The sequence below is a fragment of the [Mycobacterium] manitobense genome (assembly GCF_025821665.1).
Taxonomy (GTDB): Bacteria; Actinomycetota; Actinomycetes; order Mycobacteriales; family Mycobacteriaceae; genus Mycobacterium; species Mycobacterium arseniciresistens.
Genome location: NZ_JACKSJ010000043.1, coordinates 22,751 through 44,531, shown reverse-complemented (window position 1 = coordinate 44,531; position 21,781 = coordinate 22,751). Strand labels below are relative to the sequence as shown.

Sequence of the window (21,781 nt, the reverse complement as noted above, 5' to 3'; positions counted from 1 at the left end):
CTACGTGCGGCGCCCTCAGGAAGCGAACGCCGCGAGCAGCGCCTCGCACTGCCGGTCGAAGAAGGTACGCGACACCTCGGCGGTGCGGGCCACGATGTCGAACCCGTGAAACGCGCCGGTGACGACATAGGTGGTACAGGCAACGCCGGCCTCTTCGAGACGACGGCCGTACTCGACGTTTTCATCGTGGAGTGGGTCGAGGGTACCGACTCCGATCCAGGCCGGCGGTAGACCAGACAGATCGTCATGGCGCGCGGGCACCGCGGCCTTCACGTCGGCGTCGCGCAAGTAGGCGGCCCATCCCAACCGGTTGGTCTTGGCATTCCACATCCGATGGTGCCGAGAGTCGATACCGGGCCGATCGCTGGAGCGGTCGTCGAGCATGGGGTACACCAGCAGCTGGAAGAGTGGCGCGCGCTCACCGCGGTCGCGTGCCCACAGTGCCAGCGCCGCGGCCAGGCCTCCGCCGGCGCTCGCCCCGCCGATCGCGATCCGCGTGGGGTCGACGCCGGGAAGCTGACTCAACCACACCAACGCGTCGTAGCAGTCCTTCAGCGCCGCGGGATGCGGGTGTTTTGGCGCCAAGCGGTAGTCCACCGCGGCGACGGGCACTCCGAGCCGGTCGGCAAAACGTTGACACAGCCGGTCATCCTGGGCCGCCGACCCGATGACGTAACCACCACCGTGAACCCACAACAGCGCACCACTCCCGTCCCCGCCATGGGAGGGACGGTGCAGCCGAATGGTCGCTCCGCTCGACAGGACCGCCGCAGCGGCACCCCGTGGAGCCAGCCGCGCCTGCAGTCGACTGAGCGGTCGAATAATCGGCAACGTGTATCGGTTGAAGGCACCCCGCGGCAGCACACGCGCACGCGCACGCAGGTCGGGGTGGAATGGTTCACTCACCGGTATCAGACCGGGAACGTGACGCCAGTGAGTTGCTCTGCAACAGCCCATAGTCGCCTGCGTACAGTCAAATCATGCGATCTCGCACTGGATTTCACCAACGTCGGGTACCCCCTGAGCTCGAACGGTCCATCCGGCCCCCAGTACTGGCCACCGCGCACCTGCGGGCCGGTCGCCGCGAGCAGCTGCGGTAACGCTCCCATCGCAGGACTCTGGCCCACCCACGGCCCAGCCCACCTCATCAACGGAGCGACCGGCTTCCACACGTGACGTATCAACTCCGAATCGGTGAACCCAGGGTGCGCGGCAACAGCGATCGTGGCCGAACCGGCGGCGGCCAGGCGTGCCTGTAGCTCATAGCAGAACATCAAGTTCGCAAGCTTCGACTGCGCGTAAGCGGCGCCACGCTTGTAGCTGCGCTCCCACTGCAGGTCGTCGAAATGAATCGCACCGCCCATCTTGTGGGCGTTACTGCTGACGACCACGACCCGCGACCCGTCGACCGACATCAGGCGGTCGAGCAGCAGCCCGGTCAACGCGAAGTGACCGAGATAGTTTGTGCCGAACTGCAACTCGAAGCCATCGACGGTGACCTCCTTGGGCGGGATCATCACGCCGGCATTGTTGACAATCAGGTCGATACGTGGACAGGCCGCCAAGAGGGTCGCCGCCGCGTCCCGGACCGACTGCAACGAGCCCAGGTCGAGAGCCGCGACCATGACCTCGGCGCCGGGCGCGGTGGTCAAAATCCGATCCCGGGCGGCAGCCCCCTTGTTGGTATTGCGCACTGCGAGCACCACTTTGGCGCCGCGCTGGGCCAAAACGCGCGCTGTGTCGTAGCCCAGACCGGTATTGGCCCCAGTGACAACGGCGACTCGACCGGTCTGGTCGGGTACGTCCGCCTCGACCCAACTCTTCTTCCTCGACATAGACATGCCCCGCTTCGTGAACGCTTGTACTTGGGTATTTCTGCGCACTTCGGGCCCTCCGCTCGTAGGCAGCAGTAGATCGATGCCTCTCAGCGGGTGTGGAGGGTAACGGGCAACAGGGTAGGTCCCCGCAGGGAGCTGTTGGTCGACCACGTCGTGGGTCCGTCGGCCGAGATGCGGGTGACGCGAGCGACGAGCTCGCGCAGGACAGCATGGGCTTCCATTCGCGCCAACGGGGCGCCGACGCACATGTGCGCGCCGTAGCCGAACGCGATATGCATGCGGGGGTTACGGTCCACCCGGTATATGTGCGGGTCGTCGAAAACGAGCGGATCCCTGTTCGCGGCACCGAACGACATCAGGATTCGAGAACCCGCGGGGATCGTCACATCACCGACTTCGTAGGGAGCCCGGGTGTAGCGATACAGGTTCTGGATTGGGCTGCTGTAGCGGAGTTGTTCTTCGATGGCCATGGGGATCAGGTCGGGATTGGCGCGGATTGCGTCGTATTGCTCGGGGTCCCGCGCCAGGGTGTCGATCATGCTACCGAGGAGGTTGGTGGTGGTTTCGTTTCCAGCGATCAATAGCAGGATCGCGATGTAGAAGAGCTGGTCGTCGGTCAGACTGCCGTCGTCGCTGTGCTCGAGCAGCCGTCCCAGAACCGTTGTGGATCCCTTCATCTCGCCGGCAGCAAGGTGATCGAGGAAGTATCGGCGCAGTGCCATGGCGGCGCGTAACGCGCGAGTGGTGTTGACGACACCTTTGAGGGTGGGCGAGAAGTCGATGAGGCGCACGCTTTCCTCCGACCAACGCCTGAAGTCGGCGATGTCGGTACCCGGGACGCCCAGGATGGCGGCGATCGCGCGCAGCGGCATCGGCACAGCCATCGTCTGCACCGCGTCGCCGCCAGGCTCGGCGATCATGGCGTCGACGAGCTCCACAGCCAGGTCATCGACGGTGGAATTCCAACTGTCCAACGCTCGCTTGGTAAAAGCCGGCTGGACTTGCTTGCGGAGACGGCTGTGTTCAGCACCGTCGGTGACCACGACGAGATCTGCGGCCATCCGGATCCTGGTGACTCCCTGGCTACTGGTTACTCGATCGGTGTCACGCAGGGCGGCGCGCACATCGTCGAGCCGATGCAATATCCAGGTTTGCCGTCGCGGGTTGTAGTGCACCCGTCCGCCTCGATGCAGCGCCTCGTAGGCAGCAAACGGGTGCGCGGCCGTGTTGGGATCCAGCGGATCATAGGCGGTGTTGACGGCGCCGGTCCATCCACGATATCCCAGCCGGCGAATACGGATCGCTGCCGAGACGTTCAGCCGCACTGCCGACGTCAGCGGCTTGAGCATGGACGCGGCGCCTTGGGCGGGGTTGGTCGCGGTCATCTCGGGTGGCCTTTCACGAAGAGTGGCAGACGTCGGGTTGGAGGGCGAGGGGTGGGAGGGTCACGCGTCGCGCGGGTGTTGTGAAGGCTGAGAGAGTATTCGGCGAAACAATTGTCTGTGCGACTGCAATTTTTTGGTACGACAGTGCCGAACCCGCGAAAGGCGCCCGCGCCGGAACTAAGGCCGCCGATGCCGATACGGGCCCTCGCGCGCAAGTCAGGGTGATAGTCGTCGGACGACATCGTGGAGTTCAACGCGACCTGGCCCCGCCACGTCTCAGACTGCCGGGCCGCCACGGTCGTGGCGCGCCCGATCGGGGCGGGCGGAGGTTCGGCGTCATGGGTTCAGGCTGCGAGCCAGCGTCTGAGCCGTCAATATCCATCGCCGAATGTGAGAACGGGCGAGGGTGGGGCATACCCATCTGTGTCGCGTCGTGGCCTGCGGAACTCGCACTATCGTGCAAACCGGCCGCAGAAACTTCTCATCGTGATAATGCTGATTGTCGAGACATCGTCGTAAATGAGGGAGGTGCGATGGCGCGAACGGACTGGCTGGTGGGAGCCGACCGCCGCACCGAGGCGGTCGAACGCATCTATTCCGCCGCCGCGGAGCTGGTCTCCCAACAAGGATTCGAAGCGTTCACGATCGGCGCGCTGGCCGAGAAGGTGCATTGCTCGCAGGCCACCATCTATCGCAACGTCGGCGGCAAGGCGGCGATCCTGGAAGGCGTTGTGCACCAAATGTCGATGCGCATCGTTGCCCAGGTCAGAGACGCGATCGCTGACCTCGACGGCGCCGAACGCGTCGTGACGGCCATCCTCGTCGCTTTGGACCACATCCGCGCCGAGCCGCTGGGGCCGTTGATGATGGGCACGATCCGCCCAGACCACGACAGCGGATGGCTCACCGCCTCTCCGGTGGTGACAGGCCTCGCGGGACAGATGATCGGCCGCAGCGACCCGTTGGCCGCCCAGTGGCTCATCCGCGCGACGCTGGCATTGTGGTACTGGCCGGTCAAAGACCGGGCCACCGAGCGCGAGATCGCCGCACGATTCATCGGCCCATGCTTCGACGACCGCCGCTGACCTTCCCTCGCGACGCCCGACCGCAAGGACTTCGCCTGCTGCGACCAAGTCGGTGATCGGCGAAACCCGTTTTCGCGGAGTGAGAGAAATGGCGGACAAATTCTCACTCTTCTTCGCTGGTCGGAACGGCGCCGTCCACTTCGAACGGCTGCGTGTTCCGGCAACCGGTTGTCATCTTCCTCGCGGCGCGTTGACTCCCTCGGCTCGAGAAATTCAAGCTGGGCCGGTGGTGACCACGGTGCGACAAACCGGTGCTCAAGGCTCGGCCTGAACTGTGTCCGCGCATAGGTCGTCTCGCAGGTCAGCGCTGGTTTCGCCGGCGGCGGTGAAACCTCTGGCAGGGTTGATCACCACGGTGTGTCTGGCCGTGATCGTCACGCTGTGTGTGGCGATGTTCCGTGGGGACTTCATCGCCTCCGAGCCCGTCACGGTGCTGTCCTCCCGCGCAGGATTGGTGATGGATCCCGATGCCAAGGTCAAGCTGCTCGGCGTCGAGGTGGGTCGGGTCACCTCGATCGAATCGCGCCCCGACGGCCAAGCGGCGCTGCACCTGGCGATAGACCCCGGGCAGTTGAAGCTGATCCCGGAGAACGTGGTCGTCGACATCGCCTCCACGACGGTGTTCGGCGCCAAGTACGTCCAGCTGGTGTTGCCGCCTGACCCGTCGACTCGTTCGCTGCGCAGCGGGCAGGTGCTAGCGGCTCAGCAAGTGACCGTCGAAATCAACACGCTGTTCGAAAAGTTGACCTTGCTGCTGTCCTCGATCGAGCCGGGCAAACTCAACGCGACCCTCGAGGCGATCTCCACGGCTCTTTCCGGGCGAGGACAGAAAATCGGTCAGGCGTTCGCCGACCTCGACGCCTTCCTGGCCCGACTGGAACCAAGCCTACCCACCCTCGAACACGACATCGCCACAGCTGCTCCCGTATTCGGCGCACTCGCCGACGCCGCCCCGGATCTACTGACCACAGTCGCCAATACCACCCGATTGAGTTCCACTCTCGTCGAGCGCCAACAGGACCTGGACGCGGTGCTGATGTCGACGATCGGATTGGCGGATGTGGGAACCGACGTGCTGGGTGCTAATCGTCAGCCGCTGACCGACGTGCTCGATCTGTTGGTGCCGACAACCGATCTGACCAGCCGCTACCACGAGGGGATCTATTGTGCGTTAGCAGGTTTCATTCCAATTACCGAAAGCCCGCCCTCCCCGGCTCCCGGTGTGGTGGCCAGCTTGGGCTTTTCGTTCGGCATGGACCGTTACCGGTATCCGTCGAACCTGCCTAAGGTCGCTGCGACCGGCGGTCCTCACTGCGGCGACATCGGCCTACCGGATATGCCATCGGGGTTCAAGCCCAAGTTCGTTTTGGCCGATATCGGTGCCGACCCCACGCAATACGGCAACCAAGGTATCGTGCTCAATTCCGACGGGCTCAAACAGCTGCTCTTCGGCCCCATTGACGGTCCACCCCGTAACACCGCCCAGATCGGGCAACCCGGATGAACCGATCCGGATGGACCATGGTCAAGTTCGGCGCGTTCGCCGCGGTGATGGTGGTGCTCACTGCCGCGCTGTTTCTCACGTTCAGCCAGTTCCGCAGCGGCTCCACCAACAGCTATTCGGCAGTGTTCACCGACGTATCGAGTTTGAAAACCGGTGACAGCGTCCGTGTTTCGGGCATCCGTATGGGCACCGTGTCGAAAATTGCGTTGCAGTCAGACAAGACCGTGGTTGTCAACTTTGACGCCGATCGTAAGGTGGTGCTGACTAGCGGCACCAAGGTGGCCGTGCGCTACCTCAACCTCGTCGGTGACCGCTACCTCGAATTGGTCGACGCTCCAGGGGCCAGCCAGCTGCTGGCTGCCGGGGCGCAGATTCCGCGCGAGCGGACCGAGCCTGCGCTGGATCTCGATGTGCTGCTGGGTGGGCTCAAGCCGGTCATCCGCGGACTGAACCCCCAAGACGTCAATGCATTGACTTCGTCGCTCATCCAGATCTTTCAGGGCCAAGGCGGCACCTTGGAGTCCATTTTGTCGAAGACCTCGTCGTTTTCCACCGCGATCGCCGATCGCCACGAAGCCGTCGAGCGGCTCATCGACAATCTCAACACCGTCGCCGCGACGCTAGCCGATGACGGTCCCCGCTTCTCGGAGAGCATCGACCGACTGCACAAGCTCGTCGAAGGTCTGTCCGCTGACCGCGATCCGATTGGTACCGCCATCGAGGCCCTCGAAACCGGTACGGCGTCGGTGGCCGATCTGCTCACCCAGGCCCGTCCTCCGCTCAAGGGCACCGTTGATGAGCTCAACCGGCTCGCGCCGCTGCTTGATGAGGACAAAGAACTCCTCGACACCGCTCTGCAGAAGGCGCCCAACAACTACCGCAAATTGGTGCGGCTGGGTGCCTACGGCAGCTTCATCAACTACTACATCTGCGCAGTCAGCTTCCGCGCCAGTGATCTTCAAGGACGCACCGTGGTGTTCCCGTGGATCAAGCAGGACACGGGAAGGTGCGCAGAACCCTGATGTTGAAATACCGGGGCACACGTCTCATCCGTGCAGGATTCATCGGCGTCACGTTGATCATCATGGTGATCGCGGTCGGGCTCAACCCCGAACGCATCATCACCTGGGCTACCAGCGTGCGCTATCAGGCGATGTTCGCACACGTCGGCGGACTGGTCATCGGCAACGACGTCAAAGTATCGGGAGTCAACGTCGGAACGGTATCCGACGTTGCGCTGCAGGCAGGCAAAGCGATGGTGACGTTCACCGTCGACAGCGCAGTTGCACTGGGATCGGCAACCACCGCCCACGTCCGCACCGGCTCCCTACTGGGGCAACGCGTCCTGACACTGGAGTCCTCTGGCACCACCACGATGCGGCCCAACACGGTTATCCCGTTGTCACGCACCGGATCGCCGTACTCGTTGACCGACGCCGTGGGTGAGCTCACCACCAACGCCGCCGGCACCGACACCGCCGCGCTCAACCAGTCCCTGGACACCCTCAGCACCACCCTCGACCAGATCGCGCCCCAGATCGGGCCGGCTTTCGATGCGGTGTCGCGGTTGTCCCGCTCGATCAACAGCCGCGATGAGACCCTGGCCGAATTGCTGCGCCACACCAGCACCGTCACCGATGTGCTCGCCAAACGCAGCGGTCAACTCAACGCGCTGATTCTCAACGCCAACTACCTCATCGAGGTGCTCGCCGAACGCCGTCAGGCCATTGTCGACCTGCTGGCCAACACCTCCGTGGTCGCCCAACAAGTGTCCGGACTGGTCGCCGACAACGAAAAGCAGCTGGCACCCACCTTGGAAAAACTCAACTCAGTGACGGCCATGCTGGAAGAGAACCGCGACAACATCGCCAAGGCACTACCCGGACTGGCGAAATACCAAGTGACGCAGGGAGAGACGGTCGCCAACGGATACTACTACAACGCCTACATCCCCAACCTGGCGCTACCGGAAGTCCTGCAGCCCTTCCTCGACTACGCGTTCGGTTTCCGCCGCGGCACCAACAACGGCCAACCCCCCGACAACGTCGGACCACGCGCTGAAATCCCGTTCCCCTATAACGGGATTCCCCAGCCCGGAGATCTGCCGCCACGATGACCAGACGCCGACTTGTCACCATCGCAGCCCTCACGCTGGCGGTCGCTCTCGCCGGCGGGATCACGCTGTTGGTTCGCCAAACGTTCTTGGGGCCCACCACCATCACCGCGTACTTCACCAAGGCCATCGCGATCTATCCCGGTGACACCGTCCAGATCGCCGGGGTGACAGTCGGGCGTATCGACGCGATCGACTCCGAAGGCACCCGCACCAGGATGACGCTGAAGCTGGACCGGGGCGTTCCTGTGCCCGCTGATGCCAAGGCGGTCATCGTGTCACAGAACCTGGTCGCGGCCCGCTACGTCGAACTGACCCCGGCCTACGAGCCCGGCGATGGGCCGCTCATGGCTGATGGCGCCCAGATCCCGCTGCAACGCACCGCCGTACCCGTGGAGTGGGATCAAGTCAAAGACCAATTGATGCGACTGGCCACCGACCTCGGACCCCGCGCTGATGCGCCGCCGTCCATTTCGCGGTTCATCGACAGTGCCGCAGCCGCACTGGACGGTAACGGCGGCAGGCTGCGCGACGTCATCGCCCAGCTCTCCGGTGTGGCGCGGGTACTGGCCGACGGTAGCGGCGACATCGTCGACATCATCACCAATCTGCAGACCTTCGTCACCGCACTGCGCGACAGCAACACCCAAATCGTGCAATTCCAGGACCGATTCGCCACCTTGACCAGTGTGCTCGACGAGAGCCGCTCCGATCTCGACGCCGCGGTGACCCACCTGTCCTCGGCGATCACCGATGTACGGAGGTTCATCGCAGGGAGCCGCAACCAGACCTCCGAACAAATCCAACGCCTCGCGAACGTCACCCAGAACCTAGTCGATCACCGCACCGATCTGGAGAACGTACTGCACATCGCCCCCAACGCGGTCGCCAACGCCTACAACATCTGGAACCCCGACTCCGGAGATGTCAACGGCTCCTTCGTACTGACCAATTTCTCCAACCCCGTCCAGTTCATCTGCGGGGCCATCGGTGCCGTGGAGAACATCACCGCCCCCGAGACCGCCAAGCTATGCGCCCAATACCTCGGGCCCGGCCTGGACCTGCTCAACTTCAACGGGCTGCCATTCCCGATCAACCCGTTCCTGGCTCCCGCCTACAGCCGCGACAACATCATTTACACCGATCCCAAACTCGCCCCGGGCGGATCAGGACCCGCCCCCACCGCACCTAGGCAGCCACCCGCACTGTCGGCCTACCCCGCACCGGCGGCGCCGCCGCTGCAAACCCTGCTGTTGCCCAGCACACCCCCCGAACCAGCGCAGGGCGCCACGCCACCGCTGCTTCCCGCAGAAATCCCCTCCCCGCCAACTCCGGCGGCCGTCCCCGAGCCACCCTCATGACCCTGATCCGCAGTTCACGTCGCCTCCTGTGCCTTCTCGCGGCCATTACGGTCGCCGCCTCCGGCTGCGCCTTCCAGGGAGTCAATTCCCTGCCGCTGCCCGGCGCCGTCGGCCGCGGTCATGACGCCGCCGTCTTTCACATTCAGATCAAGAACGTGGGAACCCTCGAACCCAACGCTCCCGTGCTCATCGCCGATGTCATCGTCGGCAGCATCGCATCGATGACAGTTGATAACTGGCACGCCAACGTCGACGTCTCACTGAAACCCGACGTCATCGTCCCCGCCAACGCCGTCGCCACGGTGGGTCAAACCAGCCTGCTCGGCTCGATGCACCTCGCACTGGACCCCCCCGCCGGCCAAACACCCACCGGACGGCTCGCGCCCGGCTCCACGCTCGGACTCAACCGCGCGTCGACCTACCCTTCGACCGAACAAACCCTTTCTACGCTGTCAGTGCTGATCAACTCCGGCGGTGTCGGCCAGATCGGCGACATCATCGACAACACCAATGCCATCCTGCAGGGCCGCGAGGAGCAGATCCGTGGCGCGCTGACCCGACTCGACACCGTCATCGGCGCCATGGACAGTCAGCGCGACAACCTCGCCGCCACCATCGACAACCTCGACCGCCTCACCGGCATCCTGGCCGGACAAACCAACACCCTCACCGACGCGTTGCGCGACATCCCACCCGCACTCGAGGTGCTCGACCGCGAACGGCCCAAACTGACCGAGGCGCTGACCAAACTCGGCAAGTTCAGCGACATCACCACCCGGTTGATCAACGACAGCCAAGCCGACCTCCTGGCGAATCTGCGCAATCTGCAACCCACCCTCAAAGCGCTCGCCGACGTCGGCCCCAAGCTCGACGCCGCGCTAGCCCTGGCACCGACATTCCCCTTCCCCCAGAACGTGATCGACCGAGGAGTGCGTGGCGACTACCTGAACCTCTACGCCGTCGTCGATCTGACCTACCCGAGGCTGAAACGCACCATCTTCCGCGGCACCCGGTTCGAAGACATCGACGCCGACTTGATTCCGGCTCCCGGTGACCCGTACTACCTGCAATACACCTACGACCCGCTCAACGCCCCCCTGACCAGGACCGTGCCGACGGCGCCGCCAGGCACACCGGCCCCCGCCGGACCTCCGTCGGCCGGCTCGCCGACGGCGCCAGAGACCGGGCCGCCCTCGCTGCCGGCCGAAGCGCCGACGCCGCCGCTACCGACTGGGGGCGGGAACTGATGCTTTCGCGCTTCGTCCGCATCCAACTCGTGATCTTCACCATCGCCTCTGTCGTCGGCGTCTCGGTGATGCTGGTCAACTACCTGCAACTGCCGACCATGCTGGGCATCGGCCGGATGAGCGTCACCGTCGAACTGCCCAACAGCGGCGGACTGTACCGCTTCGCCAACGTCACCTACCGCGGGGTGCAAGTCGGTAAGGTCAGCGCCGTCCTCCTTGATCCCGGACCCCCCACCCACACCAAAGCCCAACTCACGCTGAACAGCTCGGTCAAGATCCCCGCCGACCTCACCGCCGAAGTGCATAGCATCTCCGCGATCGGAGAACAATACGTCGACCTGGTACCCCACACCGACGCGCCGCCCTACCTTCGCGAAGGCTCGGTCGTCGCCATGACCGACACCACCGTGCCCCAACAAGTCGGGCCCCTGCTCGATCAAACGAGCGCCCTACTCAGCAGCATCCCGAAAGAAAAACTCAACGCCCTCCTCGACGAGACATTCACCGGCCTCAACGGCGCCGGTTTCGACCTCGGATCACTGGCCGACTCGACATCGCGACTGACCGGCGACCTCAACACAGTCGCCGACCGCACCCAGGCGCTCATCGATGACAGCGCTCCGCTGCTGGACGCACAGGACGCCAGCACCGACGCGCTGCGCACCTGGAGCCGCAGCCTGGCCGGCGTCACCACTCAGTTGGTCGACAACGACCCGCACATTCGCGCCCTGCTCAGCCAGGGACCGGCGGCCGCCGACGAAATCTCAGCACTGCTGAGCCAGATGAAGCCCACCCTGCCAGTCCTGCTGGCCAACCTCACCACCATCGGGCAGATCGCGGTCACCTACAACCCCTCTCTGGAGCAGGTCCTGGTGCTGCTACCGCCGTTTGTGTCCACTATCCAAGCCGCGATGCCCCGCAACAACGCCACCGGAATACCCACCGGCGGTGAATTCGCGATCACCGCAGGCGACCCCAATCCGTGCACCGTCGGCTTCCTGCCGCCCTCTCAATGGCGCTCCCCGGCCGACCTCAGCGACATCGACACCCCCGACGGGCTGTACTGCAAGCTGCCCCAGGACTCCCCGACCACGGTCCGCGGCGCCCGCAACTACCCGTGCATCGCCCACCCCGGCAAACGCGCGCCGACCGTGCAGCTGTGCAACGACCCCAACGGCTTCCAACCACTGTCCGCGCGCCCCCACATCCTAGGTCCCTACCCGTTCGACCCCAACCTCATCGCCCAGGGCATACCGCCCGACTCACGAGTCTCCCGAGACGACAACATTTTCGGCCCCACCACCGGCACGCCGCCGCCACCAGGAAGCGTTCCCGCCGACACTCCGGCGGGAGTTCCGCCGCCGCCGCAGCTGCCGCCGCCCCCTGAGATGGCACCGGGCACAGCCCCCACGGTCGCGCCCAGCGCCTACCAACCAGGGCAACAACCACCCGGTTTCGCTGTTGCGCAGTACAACCCGCGCACAGGCAACTATCTGGGCACTGACGGCGCTTTGTACACCCAAGCCGATCTCAGTGGCGCACCAACCCCATCAACGTGGACCGATCTGCTGCCGCATTGACTCACGCCGAGCGGCCACAGCCCACCCCCTCACATCCAGGAACCGCCATGAAGACAGCCATCACGACGTGCGTCGCGGCCGCCGCCACCTTCGTTGCCATCAGCTCGCCGGCGACCGCCGATACCTCCGAACTGGAAGGGGCCCTCAACGGCACATTCCGCGCTCAGTCCAACGGCGACTGGGCAAAGGGCAACGAAATGTACTACGCCCAAGAAACAGTGACAGCGACCTGGACCATCACCAGCACCTGCACCAACCCGACCGATTGCACCGGACAGGTCAGCAGCGATCAAGGCTGGGGCGCAGTGATATACAAGACGTCGGGTCTGTGGAACATCAGGCACACCGTGCCGCGGTGGCTACCCTGCCCCGACGGAACGGCCGCCGATGGGCTACAGCACTACCGCTTCTACCCTGTCTCTAGCGAAACCGGACAGGTCGACAACAGTCAATCCGACCTCTTCGCCGGCCTCGACGAAACCACCGGCCCCAGCGGCGCGTGCGGAATCAACAGACCCGTGCTGATTTCCTTACCGTTCAAGCTGACCCGGATCAGCTGACTGATCGTGCAACCCCCGCAGACTTCGACGTCTACGGGTCCGCCACGTCGTGATCGACTGAACCACAGTTCTAGCGAACTGAAGTGGTCAATACGCTCTGGCGTTCGTCCTCGCGCTCTCCGACGCCGGTTGCGAAGAGGCGACCCTCCCGGAGCTTGTCGAGTACATCACGCCCATCCAGATCAACGACTCCCAGCAGCTCTTCGACTCGGACATCGTCAATCTGCGGAGGGCAGAGGGTCGAACGGGCTTTGTCTGCGACCGAGGTCGCGGTCTCCGCTGGCGTCAATGTGTTGGCGCTTCAGCGGATGCTCGGACACAAGAGCGCCGAGGTAACCCTGGACACCTACGCGGACCTCTAAGACGACGATCTGGATGCTGTCGGAGCTGCTTTTCATGCCCGGTAGTCACCGGAAGATGTGAGCAAGCTGTGGGCAAGCAGCGATGCACACCATCACCGAGGCATAGCCGCTCCACCTGCATGATCAGGAGGAGGGCTATGGCGGTGGCGGAGGGATTTGAACCCTCGGACGGGGGTTACCCGTCACACGCTTTCGAGGCGTGCTCCTTAGGCCGCTCGGACACGCCACCGTGTGGCAGCTTACCGAAGCTCGCCGGACGGCCCTAATCGCGTTCGTTTTTGCGCTGAGGGTCGTCGATCGGGGCACGCAACAGCCACTGGCGCAAAAACGGCGACCACTTGCTACCGCTGCTTGGCGAAGAACGCCTCCAGCGGCGCCGCGCACTCGTCGGCCAGCACGCCGCCGCGCACCTGCGGCCGGTGGTTCAGCCGACGGTCGCGCACCACGTCCCACAGCGACCCGACCGCACCGGTCTTGGGCTCCCACGCCCCGAACACCAGCCGGGCCACCCTCGCCAGCACCAGCGCGCCCGCGCACATCGTGCAGGGCTCGACGGTCACCGCGAGCGTCGCGCCCTCGAGCCGCCAGCCGTCGACTCCCAGCGCCGCGGCGGCCCGCAGTGCCAGGATCTCCGCGTGTGCGGTCGGGTCGCCCAACTCCTCGCGGGCGTTGGCGGCGCGGGCCAGTTCGGTGCCGTCGGCGGCCACCACCACCGCCCCGATCGGCACGTCGCGCGGCCCGGCCATGGCGGCCGCGGAGAGCGCCGCGCGGATCAGCTGCTCGTCGGAGCTCACCGATCGAGACGGTCGAGCACGGCCGACAACTCGTCGGCGAACCCCATCTCCCGGGCGATGCGGCCGAGCTGCTCGTCGGCGTAGAGATCGGTCTCGTCGAGGATCACGCCGAGCACCGCGCCGGGCAGGCCGACGTCGGACAGCAGCCCGACATCACCCTCGGAGAACGGGTCGGCGTCGTCGAGATCCTCGGCACTGATGTCGGCGTCCAGCTCCTCGAGCACCTCGGCCGCGATGTCGTAGTCGAGCGCGGCGGTGGCATCGGACAGCAGCAGCCGGGTGCCCGCGGGCGCGGGCCGGACGATGACGAAGAACTCGTCGTCGATGTCGAGCAGCCCGAACACCGCACCCGCGCTGCGCAACTCGCGAAGCTCCGTCTCGGCCGCGGACAGGCTGCGCAGCGCCGCCCGCCGCATCGCCGTGCAGCGCCACTTGCCGTCCTCGCGGACGACGGCCACTCCGAAGCCGTCGGGCGCGTCGACAGCCTGGTTCTGCGCCGGTGCCCGCTGTGCTCCCATGTGGGCCTACGCTAGTCGCCGACCAGGGACTTTGACCAGAAAGGCCGGCCCGAGCCCGCCCTCTGCCGCCCCGCGCGGTGTGCCAACCTGGAACGGTGACAACTGTCCCCGTGTGCGTTCTGGGTCTCGGTCTGATCGGCGGTTCGGTGATGCGTGCCGTCGCCGCGGCCGGGCGCGAGGTCTTCGGCTACAACCGGTCGGTGGAGTCCGCCCAGGCCGCGCGGTTCGACGGTTTCGACGCCGGCGAGAACCTCGGCGAGGTGCTCACCCGGGCGGCCGACAGCGGCGCACTGATCGTGCTCGCCGTGCCGATGCCCGCGCTGCCGATCATGCTCGGCCACATCCGCGACGTCGCCCCGGACTGCCCGCTGACCGACGTCATCAGCGTCAAGACCGCGGTGCTGCGTGAGGTCGACGAGTTCGGCTTGACCGCGAACTTCGTCGGTGGTCACCCGATGACCGGCACCGCGCACTCCGGCTGGACGGCGGGCGACGCCCGGCTGTTCGTCGGCGCCCCGTGGGTGATCAGTGTGGACGACCACGTCGACCCGGACGTCTGGGCGCTGGTGATGGACCTCGCCCTGGCATGCCATGCGGTGATCGTGCCGGCCCGCTCCGACGAGCACGACGCCGCGGCGGCCGCGATCTCGCACCTGCCGCATCTGCTGGCCGAGGCGCTGGCCGTCACCGCGGGCGAGGTGCCGCTGGCGTTCGCGCTGGCCGCCGGCTCGTTCCGGGACGGCACCAGGGTGGCGGCCACCGCGCCGGACCTGGTGCGGGCGATGTGCGAGGCGAACGCCGACCAGCTGCTGCCCGCCCTCGACCGCACCATCGACCAGCTCACGCACGCCCGCGCTGCGCTGTCCGCCCACGCGTCGACAGCGGAACTGGTGGAGGCGGGTCACGCCGCCCGCATGCGCTACGACAGCTTCAGCCGTCCGGAGATCGTCGCCACGACGATCGGCGCGGACGGGTGGCGCAAGGAGCTCGCCGCCGCCGGCCGCGCCGGCGGGGTGATCAGATCCGCTCTGCAAGTCCGGGATAGTCGAGGATGAAGCCGTCGGAGTCGACGCTCACCGTGGTCTCGGCGGCCGGCGAATGCAGCTTGATGTCGCCGGGGCCGTCGCTGCTGTAGCTGATCGACGCCGACTCCACCGACAGCTCCGGCAGCCGCACGTAGACCACCGGCACGACGATCGAATCGGCGGCCTGGTACAGGCCGGTGCGCCGGATCGGCAGCGCGTTGAAGAACGGGCTGAAGATCACGTCGACGTCCAGCGCGCCGTCGAAAGCCGCCCGCTTCGTCTGGTTCTGGTGGTCCTGGATCAACCACATGTTCTCTTCGTCCCGCGCGATGGACAGCTGCCGCTCGCGCTCGGCGAGGGTGACCGTCAGGGAGAGCCGTTTCGTCCCGCCCCGGTCATCGGTGACCAGGTCGTAGGACGCGGAGAACGCCGGGTGCGAATCCGTGGCGGCGGCGACGATCCGGCCGTAGGCCTTGATGCGCTTGCCCGAGAGCTGCACGCGGACAGACTCCATCCGCGGTACGTCGTGCGCTCGCCACGTCAGCACCGCAGGCCACTTCGACGTCTGCTCAGAGCGATCTGCTTCACTCACCCTTCTACCGTAGGCGAAGGGTGCGCCCGCGCGTAACCGGACGGCCGCGACTCCAGATCGATCTCGTCGCCGAGGAACGGCTGGGGCATCCGGCGCCGGCCGCCCGGCAGCCGTCCGCTGCCAGGAACCGACGCCCACACCGCGAACGCGAGCAGCGCGTCGAGGATCAGGGCGAGCGCGGTCACCATCAATGCGCCGACCAGAGCCAGGTAGAACTCGCGCACCTTGATGCCGTCGATCAGATAGCGGCCGAGCCCGCCGAGACTGGCGTACGCGGCGACCGTCGCGGTCGCCACGATCTGCAGCGTCGCCGTGCGCAGCCCGCTGAGGATCAGCGGCAGCGCGTTGGGGGCCTCGACGCGCAGCAGCACCTGCGTTTCGGTCATGCCCATCGACCGCGCCGCGTCCACCACCGTGCGGTCGACGTTCGCGATCCCGGAGTAGGTGCCCGCCAGCAGCGGCGGGATGCCGAGCAGCATCAGCGCCACCGTCGGCGGCACCAGGCCCAGCCCCCACAGCAGCACGCCGAGCAGCAGCACACCGAGTGTGGGCAGCGCGCGCAGCGCGTTGACGCCTGAGACCACCAGGAAGGTGCCGCGGCCGGTGTGGCCGATCAGCATGCCCACCGGAACGGCGATCAGTGCGGAGAACACGGCGGCGACCGCGGTGTACTCGAGGTGTTCGACGATCCGCGCGGTCAGGCCGTCGGCGCCCGACCAGTTCGCGCCGGTGAAGATGTAGGCGAGCGCCTCCTGCAGGAAGTTCATGCCGCCACCCCCGTCTGCGGGCGGGCCACCCGGGGCGCCTGGTTCGCCCTCGTCCACGGGGTGAGCGCGCGGCCCGCGAGCATGATCAGGGTGTCGACGACGATCGCCAGCACGAAGATCGCGATGATGCCCGCGATGATCTGGTCACTCTTGTTGGCCTGGTAGCCCTCGGTGAACCAGGTGCCGAGCCCGCCGATGCCGATCACCGAACCGACCGACACCATCGAGATGTTCGTCACCGCCACCACCCGCAGGCTCGCGATCAGGACCGGGACGGCGAGCGGCAGTTCGACCTTGATCATCCGGCTCAGCGGCTTGTAACCGACGGCGGTGGCGGCGTCGAGCACGGCGGGCGACACGGCGTCCAGCGCCTCGGGCACCGCGCGCACCAGCAGCGCGACGGTGTAGAGCGTCAACGCCACGATCACGTTCGCCTCGTCGAGGATCCGGGTCGGGATGAGCAGCGGCAGCACCACGAACAGCGCCAGCGACGGGATGGTGAAGATGATGCTCGCGGTGACCGTCGTCAGCCGGCGCAGCGCCGTGGTGCGCTGCACCACCGCACCCAGCGGCACGGCGATCACCAGGCCCAGCACGATCGGGATGAGCGAGAGCCGCAGGTGGATGATCGTCAGGGCCCACAGGTCGTCGAGGTGGGTGAGCAGGTATCGCACAGGTCAGCCCAGCTCCGGGACGCGCCGCTGTTCCCTCAGCGCCGCCAGCACGTCGTCGGCGCGGACCCCCCCGATCAGCTGGCCGTCCTCGTCGACGGCCACGCCGAGCCCCGACGGCGACGACAGCGCCGCGTCCAGCGCGAGCCGCAGCGTGCCGTCCGGGCGATAGAAGGAGCCACCGCCGATCGTGCAGTCGTAGAGGTCGTTGCCCTTGCGGTGCAGCTCGACGCCCTCGGCGTTCATCCAGGCATACGGTCTGCCGTCGGCGTGGGTGATCAGCACCCACTCGTCGCGGCCGAGGTCCAGCCCGTCGATCTCCGCCTCGGTGACGTGCCTTATGTCGTGCAGCGGCAGCCCGCTGGACTGGAAGAACTGCAGGCCCCGGTAGCCGCGGTCGGCGCCGACGAACCCCGACACCAGTTCGTTGGCCGGGTTGGACAACACGAACGAGGGCTCTGCGTACTGCTGCAGCACCCCGCCACGGCCGAACACCGCCACCTTGTCGCCGAGCTTCACCGCCTCGTCGATGTCGTGGGTGACGAAGACGATGGTCTTGCGCAGTTCGCTCTGCAGCCGCAGGATCTCGGCCTGCAGGTCCTCGCGCACCACCGGGTCGACCGCCGAGAACGGCTCGTCCATCAGCAGGATCGGCGGGTCGGCCGCCAGCGCGCGGGCCACCCCGACGCGCTGCTGCTGACCGCCCGAGAGCTGCGCCGGGTACCGGTCGGCCAGCTTGGGGTCCAGCCCGACACGCTCCATCACGCCCAGCGCCGCCTTGCGGGCGCTGCGCCGTGACTCGCCGCGCAGCACCGGCACCGTGGCGATGTTGTCGACGACGCGCAGGTGCGGCATCAGGCCCGCGCTCTGGATGACGTACCCGATGCCCAGTCGCAGCTTCACCGCGTCGACCTTGGTGACGTCCTCACCGTCCACGGTCAGCGTGCCGGACGTGGGGTCGATCATCCGGTTGATCATCCGCATCGACGTGGTCTTGCCGCAGCCGGACGGCCCGACGAAGACGGTGAGCGTGCCCGCGGGCACCTCCAGCGTCAGGTCGTCGACGGCGACGGTGCCGTCGGGGTAGCGCTTGGTGACGTTCGTGAAGGTGATCATTCGCCTACTTCCCGATCGGCTGGTCGAAGCCGTTGTCGCGCAACCACTTCTCGGCCGCCTCGTCGGGGTCGACGCCCTGGTTGCCCTCGACGGAGCCGTTGAGTTCGATAAGCCCCTCGGTGCTCAGCTTGGCGCTGACCGCGTCCAGCACGGTCTTGAGGTCGTTGGACATCTTCTGCGAGGCCACCAGCGGCACCACGTTGGCGGCGAGGAAGTTGTTCTTGGGATCCTCGAGCACGACGAGGTTGTCCTTCTCGATCGCCGGCGAGGTGCTGAAGATGTTGGCGGCGGTGACGGTGCCGTCGGTCAGCGCACGCACGGTCGCCGGCCCGCCGCCGTCGTTGATCGACAGGAAGTTGCCGGGGGCGATCTTCAGCCCGTACTTGGCGTCGAGGCCGGGCAGCCCCTCCTTGCGGGTCTGCCACTCCGACGGGCCACCCATCTTCACCTCCGGCGAGTGGGTGGCCAGGTCGGCGATCGTCTTGAGATTCCACCGCTGAGCGGTGGCTTCGGAGACCGCGACGGTGTCCTTGTCCTCGGCGGGCGACGGATTGAGGATCGACAGATCGCCCGGCAGCGCCCGCAGCAGCCCGAGCACCACCGCGTCGGGTGTGGTGACCTCGGCCTCCTTGTCGAAGTACTGCAGCAGGTTGCCGGTGTATTCCGGGATCAGGTCGATCGAATGGTCTTGCACCGCAGGGATGTAGACCTCGCGACTGCCGATGCCCATCTGCTTGCGCACCGTGAAGCCGTTCGTCTCCAGCACCTGCGCGTAGATCTCGGCGAGGATCTTGGACTCGGTGAAATCGGCGGAGCCCACCGCGATCGTCTTGAGGTCGCCCGACACGGCGCCGCCACCGAGCGGGTTGGAACTACCACATGCGGTGAGCACCACCGCGAGCACCACCACGGCCGCCCGGCCTGCGGCCACCGCCAGCCGGTTACGCGTTCTCGACATGGCGAACGTCCTCTCCGGAACCTTGGGGGCCTGCGCTCGTCAGGACCCTAGCGGCATGCGGGCGGTGCTGCCGGGCTTTGGTGCACGCTGAGCAGGACTCCGCGGACGGCGCCACGCCCGGCGAACAGCGCCGATGACACGTCGGTTACGGCAGGTGCGGGTGGTTTCGCAAACCCTGGGAAGGGGCAATGATGAGGCTATGAGCACCGATCCCTACGGGGCGCCGACGGGGTCGACACCCCAACCCCTCGGCCCGCCGAACCCCGGTCCCCCGAGCCCGGGTGACATCGAACCGCTGCCGCACCAGCCCGCGGCGGCGGCCGATGTGAAGGAAGTGAAGTTCACCCGGGCGGCCGCGCTGTGGTCGGCGGTGATCATCGGGCTGCTGATCCTGATCGTGCTGCTGATCTTCATCGCGCAGAACACCGAGTCGGCGCAGTTCGCGTTCCTCGGCTGGAGCTGGAGCCTGCCACTGGGTGTGGCGATCCTCGGCGCCGCGGTATGCGGTGGGCTGCTGACCGTCGCCGTCGGGACGGTGCGCCTCTTCCAGTTGCGCAAAGCCGCCAAACGCAACCTCAAGGCCGCGCGGCGATAGTCACCAACCCTCGGTGGTCAGCGCCTCGAGACCGGCGGTGATCAGCGGGGCGACCGCCTCGCCGACGTTGTCGGGGCCCGCTGCGCCCATCCGGGACCGGTAGTCGATGCCCGCGGCGATGATCGCCAGCTTGAAGTACGCCAGCCCCATGTAGAAGCTCCAGTTCGCCAGCGGCTGACCCGATATCGTCGAATACCGCTCGGCCATCTCGTCGGCCGTCGGCAGCAGCGGCGACGCCCACGCCGCCTCGTTGTGCACGTAGTTGAACGTCGGGTGGCGGTACACGCACATCAGCGCGGCGTCGCTGAGCGGATCGCCCAGGGTCGACATCTCCCAGTCCAGCACCGCGCGCACCGTGGTGGCATCGGTGGCGTCCAGGATGGTGTTGTCGATCCGGAAGTCTCCGTGCACGATCGACGCCCGGCTCTGCGCCGGCACCGCCGCGCCGAGCGCCTGATGCAGCCGGGCGACGTCGGCGTCACGGGGATCGTCGTCGTGGCGGACCAGCTCCCACTGCGAACCCCACCGCCGGACCTGGCGTTCGAGGTAGCCGTCGGGCTTGCCGAAGTCGGACAGCCCGACCGCCGCGGGGTCGACGGCGTGCAGGTCGGCCAGCGCCTGGATCAGCGCGGTGACACACCAGTCGAGCGTCTCGCGGTCGCCGAGTGCCTCGAGTTCGTCGGCGGTGCGCACCACGCGGCCCTCGACGTGCTCGACCATCTGGAACGGCGCGCCCAGCACGGAGTCGTCGTTGCGCATGGTGACGGCACGGGCCACCGGCACCGGAGTGTCGGCGAGCGCGGCGACCACCCGGTATTCGCGGGCCATGTCGTGTGCCGACGGGGTGAGGCCGTGCAGCGGCGGGCGGCGAAGCACCCACTTCGAGGCGTCGTCGAAGACCAGGAAGGTCAGGTTGGACCGGCCGCCGGCGATGAGCTCGCCCCGCAACTCACCGGTGCGGGCGATGCCTTCGCCGCGCAGATGGCGGTCCAGCGCGTCGAGGTCGAGACCTTCGAGTGGGCCGGCACCCTCAGGGGAAACATCCGTTGTCACGGCACTTGTCTACCACCGCACCTGATGGGCGGTTCGCGCAAGCGCTCACCACCGAAGATTCCTGGGGAGCAGATCCCATACGTGTTCGGTCCCGTTCACCGACGCCACCCCGAGCTTTCCCTCCCGCGAGGACAACAGCCGGGTGATTCCCGCGTAGTCGACCTGCACGCACAGCAGTCGCCGGGTCTCCATGAGGCTGTGCACCAGCGCGTTGATGACGCCGCCGTGGCTGAACAGCGCGACGGTGTCCTCGTGGTTCGCCGCCGCGACGATGTCGGCGACGCCGTCGAGCACCCGGGCGATGAAGGCCTCCTCGTCCACGCCACCGGGCAGGTGGCCGTCGATGAGCCGCTGCACGTCCTCCTGCGACGCTTCCTCGATCGGCGTGTAGTGCGACAGGTCGCGGTCGTACTCGGCCAGCCGGTCGTCGATGTCGATGGCGAGCCCGAGGGCGTCGGCGACGGGCTGCGCGGTCTGCACGGCGCGGCGCTGCGGGCTGCTCACCAGCCGGGTGACGGGAAAACGCTTGAGCGCCTCGGGCAGCCGCGCGGCCTGCTCGACACCTGCCTCGGACAGTTCGGGGTCCGATCCCTGGCCGGGTTCGCTGCGATGCGGAAGCGCATGTCGGATCACAAGCAGTTGCACCGTGACACCATA

22 protein-coding genes and 1 tRNA gene are annotated in these 21,781 nt (G+C 66.7%); 10 read left to right on the top strand and 13 right to left on the bottom strand.

The window, feature by feature from the left end; genetic code table 11:
- Positions 1–15: 15 nt before the first annotated feature.
- The 3 genes from H7I41_RS05620 to H7I41_RS05610 all read right to left on the bottom strand — a co-directional run bounded on the left by H7I41_RS05620 (position 16) and on the right by H7I41_RS05610 (position 3,223).
- Positions 16–906: an alpha/beta hydrolase gene (locus tag H7I41_RS05620; RefSeq protein WP_264011582.1), complete on the bottom strand. Its 891-nt coding sequence runs from the start codon at positions 904–906 to the stop codon at positions 16–18.
- A gap of 5 nt (positions 907–911) precedes the next feature.
- Positions 912–1,835 carry an SDR family NAD(P)-dependent oxidoreductase gene (locus tag H7I41_RS05615; RefSeq protein ID WP_372503683.1) on the bottom strand — a complete coding sequence of 308 codons (924 nt, stop codon included), beginning with the start codon at positions 1,833–1,835 and terminating at the stop codon, positions 912–914.
- A gap of 89 nt (positions 1,836–1,924) precedes the next feature.
- Positions 1,925–3,223, bottom strand: coding sequence for a cytochrome P450 (locus H7I41_RS05610; RefSeq protein ID WP_264011580.1), 1,299 nt, complete (start codon positions 3,221–3,223; stop codon positions 1,925–1,927).
- 533 nt (positions 3,224–3,756) lie between these two features.
- Here H7I41_RS05610 and H7I41_RS05605 point away from each other — a divergent pair.
- The 8 genes from H7I41_RS05605 (at position 3,757) to H7I41_RS05570 (ending at position 12,673) form a co-directional block, all read left to right on the top strand.
- Positions 3,757–4,308 (top strand): TetR/AcrR family transcriptional regulator, encoded by a 552-nt coding sequence (locus H7I41_RS05605; protein WP_264011579.1) that lies wholly within the window; start codon positions 3,757–3,759, stop codon positions 4,306–4,308.
- A 274-nt stretch (positions 4,309–4,582) separates the two neighbouring features.
- Positions 4,583–5,812, top strand: a complete 1,230-nt coding sequence (locus H7I41_RS05600; protein WP_264011578.1) for an MCE family protein — start codon at positions 4,583–4,585, stop codon at positions 5,810–5,812.
- Complete coding sequence (locus tag H7I41_RS05595) at positions 5,809–6,834, top strand: MCE family protein (protein WP_264011577.1); 1,026 nt, start codon at positions 5,809–5,811, stop codon at positions 6,832–6,834. Before H7I41_RS05600 ends, H7I41_RS05595 begins: the two co-directional genes overlap by 4 nt.
- Entirely contained in the window at positions 6,834–7,928 is a 1,095-nt protein-coding gene (locus tag H7I41_RS05590) for an MCE family protein (protein WP_264011637.1), read from the top strand. Before H7I41_RS05595 ends, H7I41_RS05590 begins: the two co-directional genes overlap by 1 nt.
- On the top strand, positions 7,925–9,286 hold the full coding sequence (locus tag H7I41_RS05585; RefSeq protein WP_264011576.1) for an MCE family protein: 1,362 nt from the start codon (positions 7,925–7,927) through the stop codon (positions 9,284–9,286). The genes H7I41_RS05590 and H7I41_RS05585 overlap by 4 nt, the downstream gene beginning before the upstream one ends.
- The gene (locus H7I41_RS05580; protein ID WP_264011575.1) at positions 9,283–10,533 is read left to right on the top strand and encodes an MCE family protein; all 1,251 of its coding nucleotides are present in this window, start codon (positions 9,283–9,285) and stop codon (positions 10,531–10,533) included. Before H7I41_RS05585 ends, H7I41_RS05580 begins: the two co-directional genes overlap by 4 nt.
- A complete protein-coding gene (locus H7I41_RS05575; RefSeq protein ID WP_264011574.1) occupies positions 10,533–12,113 on the top strand; it encodes an MCE family protein in 1,581 nt (526 codons plus the stop codon). Before H7I41_RS05580 ends, H7I41_RS05575 begins: the two co-directional genes overlap by 1 nt.
- A gap of 47 nt (positions 12,114–12,160) precedes the next feature.
- Positions 12,161–12,673, top strand: coding sequence for an Rv2253/PknI dimerization domain-containing protein (locus tag H7I41_RS05570; protein WP_264011573.1), 513 nt, complete (start codon positions 12,161–12,163; stop codon positions 12,671–12,673).
- 500 nt (positions 12,674–13,173) lie between these two features.
- On the opposite strand, the gene H7I41_RS05565 is transcribed toward H7I41_RS05570, so the two are convergent.
- The 3 genes from H7I41_RS05565 to H7I41_RS05555 form a co-directional block, all read right to left on the bottom strand.
- Positions 13,174–13,264: transfer RNA gene (locus tag H7I41_RS05565), tRNA-Ser, on the bottom strand.
- 112 nt (positions 13,265–13,376) lie between these two features.
- Entirely contained in the window at positions 13,377–13,829 is a 453-nt protein-coding gene (locus tag H7I41_RS05560) for a nucleoside deaminase (protein WP_264011572.1), read from the bottom strand.
- A complete protein-coding gene (locus H7I41_RS05555; RefSeq protein ID WP_264011571.1) occupies positions 13,826–14,347 on the bottom strand; it encodes a tRNA adenosine deaminase-associated protein in 522 nt (173 codons plus the stop codon). The genes H7I41_RS05560 and H7I41_RS05555 overlap by 4 nt, the downstream gene beginning before the upstream one ends.
- A 110-nt stretch (positions 14,348–14,457) precedes the next feature.
- Here H7I41_RS05555 and H7I41_RS05550 point away from each other — a divergent pair, with 110 nt between their 5' ends.
- A complete protein-coding gene (locus H7I41_RS05550; RefSeq protein ID WP_264011636.1) occupies positions 14,458–15,402 on the top strand; it encodes a prephenate dehydrogenase in 945 nt (314 codons plus the stop codon).
- Here H7I41_RS05550 and H7I41_RS05545 read toward each other — a convergent pair.
- The 5 genes from H7I41_RS05545 to H7I41_RS05525 are packed head-to-tail and all read right to left on the bottom strand — an operon-like array spanning position 15,365 to position 19,476.
- A complete protein-coding gene (locus H7I41_RS05545; protein WP_264011570.1) occupies positions 15,365–15,964 on the bottom strand; it encodes a putative glycolipid-binding domain-containing protein in 600 nt (199 codons plus the stop codon). The genes H7I41_RS05550 and H7I41_RS05545 overlap by 38 nt on opposite strands.
- A complete protein-coding gene (locus tag H7I41_RS05540; RefSeq protein WP_264011569.1) occupies positions 15,961–16,731 on the bottom strand; it encodes an ABC transporter permease in 771 nt (256 codons plus the stop codon). The genes H7I41_RS05545 and H7I41_RS05540 overlap by 4 nt, the downstream gene beginning before the upstream one ends.
- On the bottom strand, positions 16,728–17,405 hold the full coding sequence (locus H7I41_RS05535) for an ABC transporter permease (protein ID WP_264011568.1): 678 nt from the start codon (positions 17,403–17,405) through the stop codon (positions 16,728–16,730). The genes H7I41_RS05540 and H7I41_RS05535 overlap by 4 nt, the downstream gene beginning before the upstream one ends.
- Positions 17,406–17,408: 3 nt before the next feature.
- Entirely contained in the window at positions 17,409–18,518 is a 1,110-nt protein-coding gene (locus H7I41_RS05530; protein ID WP_264011567.1) for an ABC transporter ATP-binding protein, read from the bottom strand.
- A gap of 4 nt (positions 18,519–18,522) precedes the next feature.
- Entirely contained in the window at positions 18,523–19,476 is a 954-nt protein-coding gene (locus H7I41_RS05525; RefSeq protein WP_264011566.1) for an ABC transporter substrate-binding protein, read from the bottom strand.
- Positions 19,477–19,675: 199 nt separating this feature from the next.
- On the opposite strand from H7I41_RS05525, the gene H7I41_RS05520 reads away from it, so the two are divergent.
- Positions 19,676–20,071, top strand: coding sequence for a LapA family protein (locus H7I41_RS05520; protein WP_264011565.1), 396 nt, complete (start codon positions 19,676–19,678; stop codon positions 20,069–20,071).
- Here the strand turns inward: H7I41_RS05520 and H7I41_RS05515 are convergent, their stop codons facing one another.
- Together H7I41_RS05515 and H7I41_RS05510 are read right to left on the bottom strand one after the other, a co-directional pair.
- Positions 20,072–21,124, bottom strand: coding sequence for a phosphotransferase family protein (locus tag H7I41_RS05515; RefSeq protein WP_264011564.1), 1,053 nt, complete (start codon positions 21,122–21,124; stop codon positions 20,072–20,074).
- A gap of 45 nt (positions 21,125–21,169) precedes the next feature.
- Entirely contained in the window at positions 21,170–21,769 is a 600-nt protein-coding gene (locus tag H7I41_RS05510; RefSeq protein WP_264011563.1) for a histidine phosphatase family protein, read from the bottom strand.
- Between the last annotated feature and the right edge of the window lie 12 nt (positions 21,770–21,781).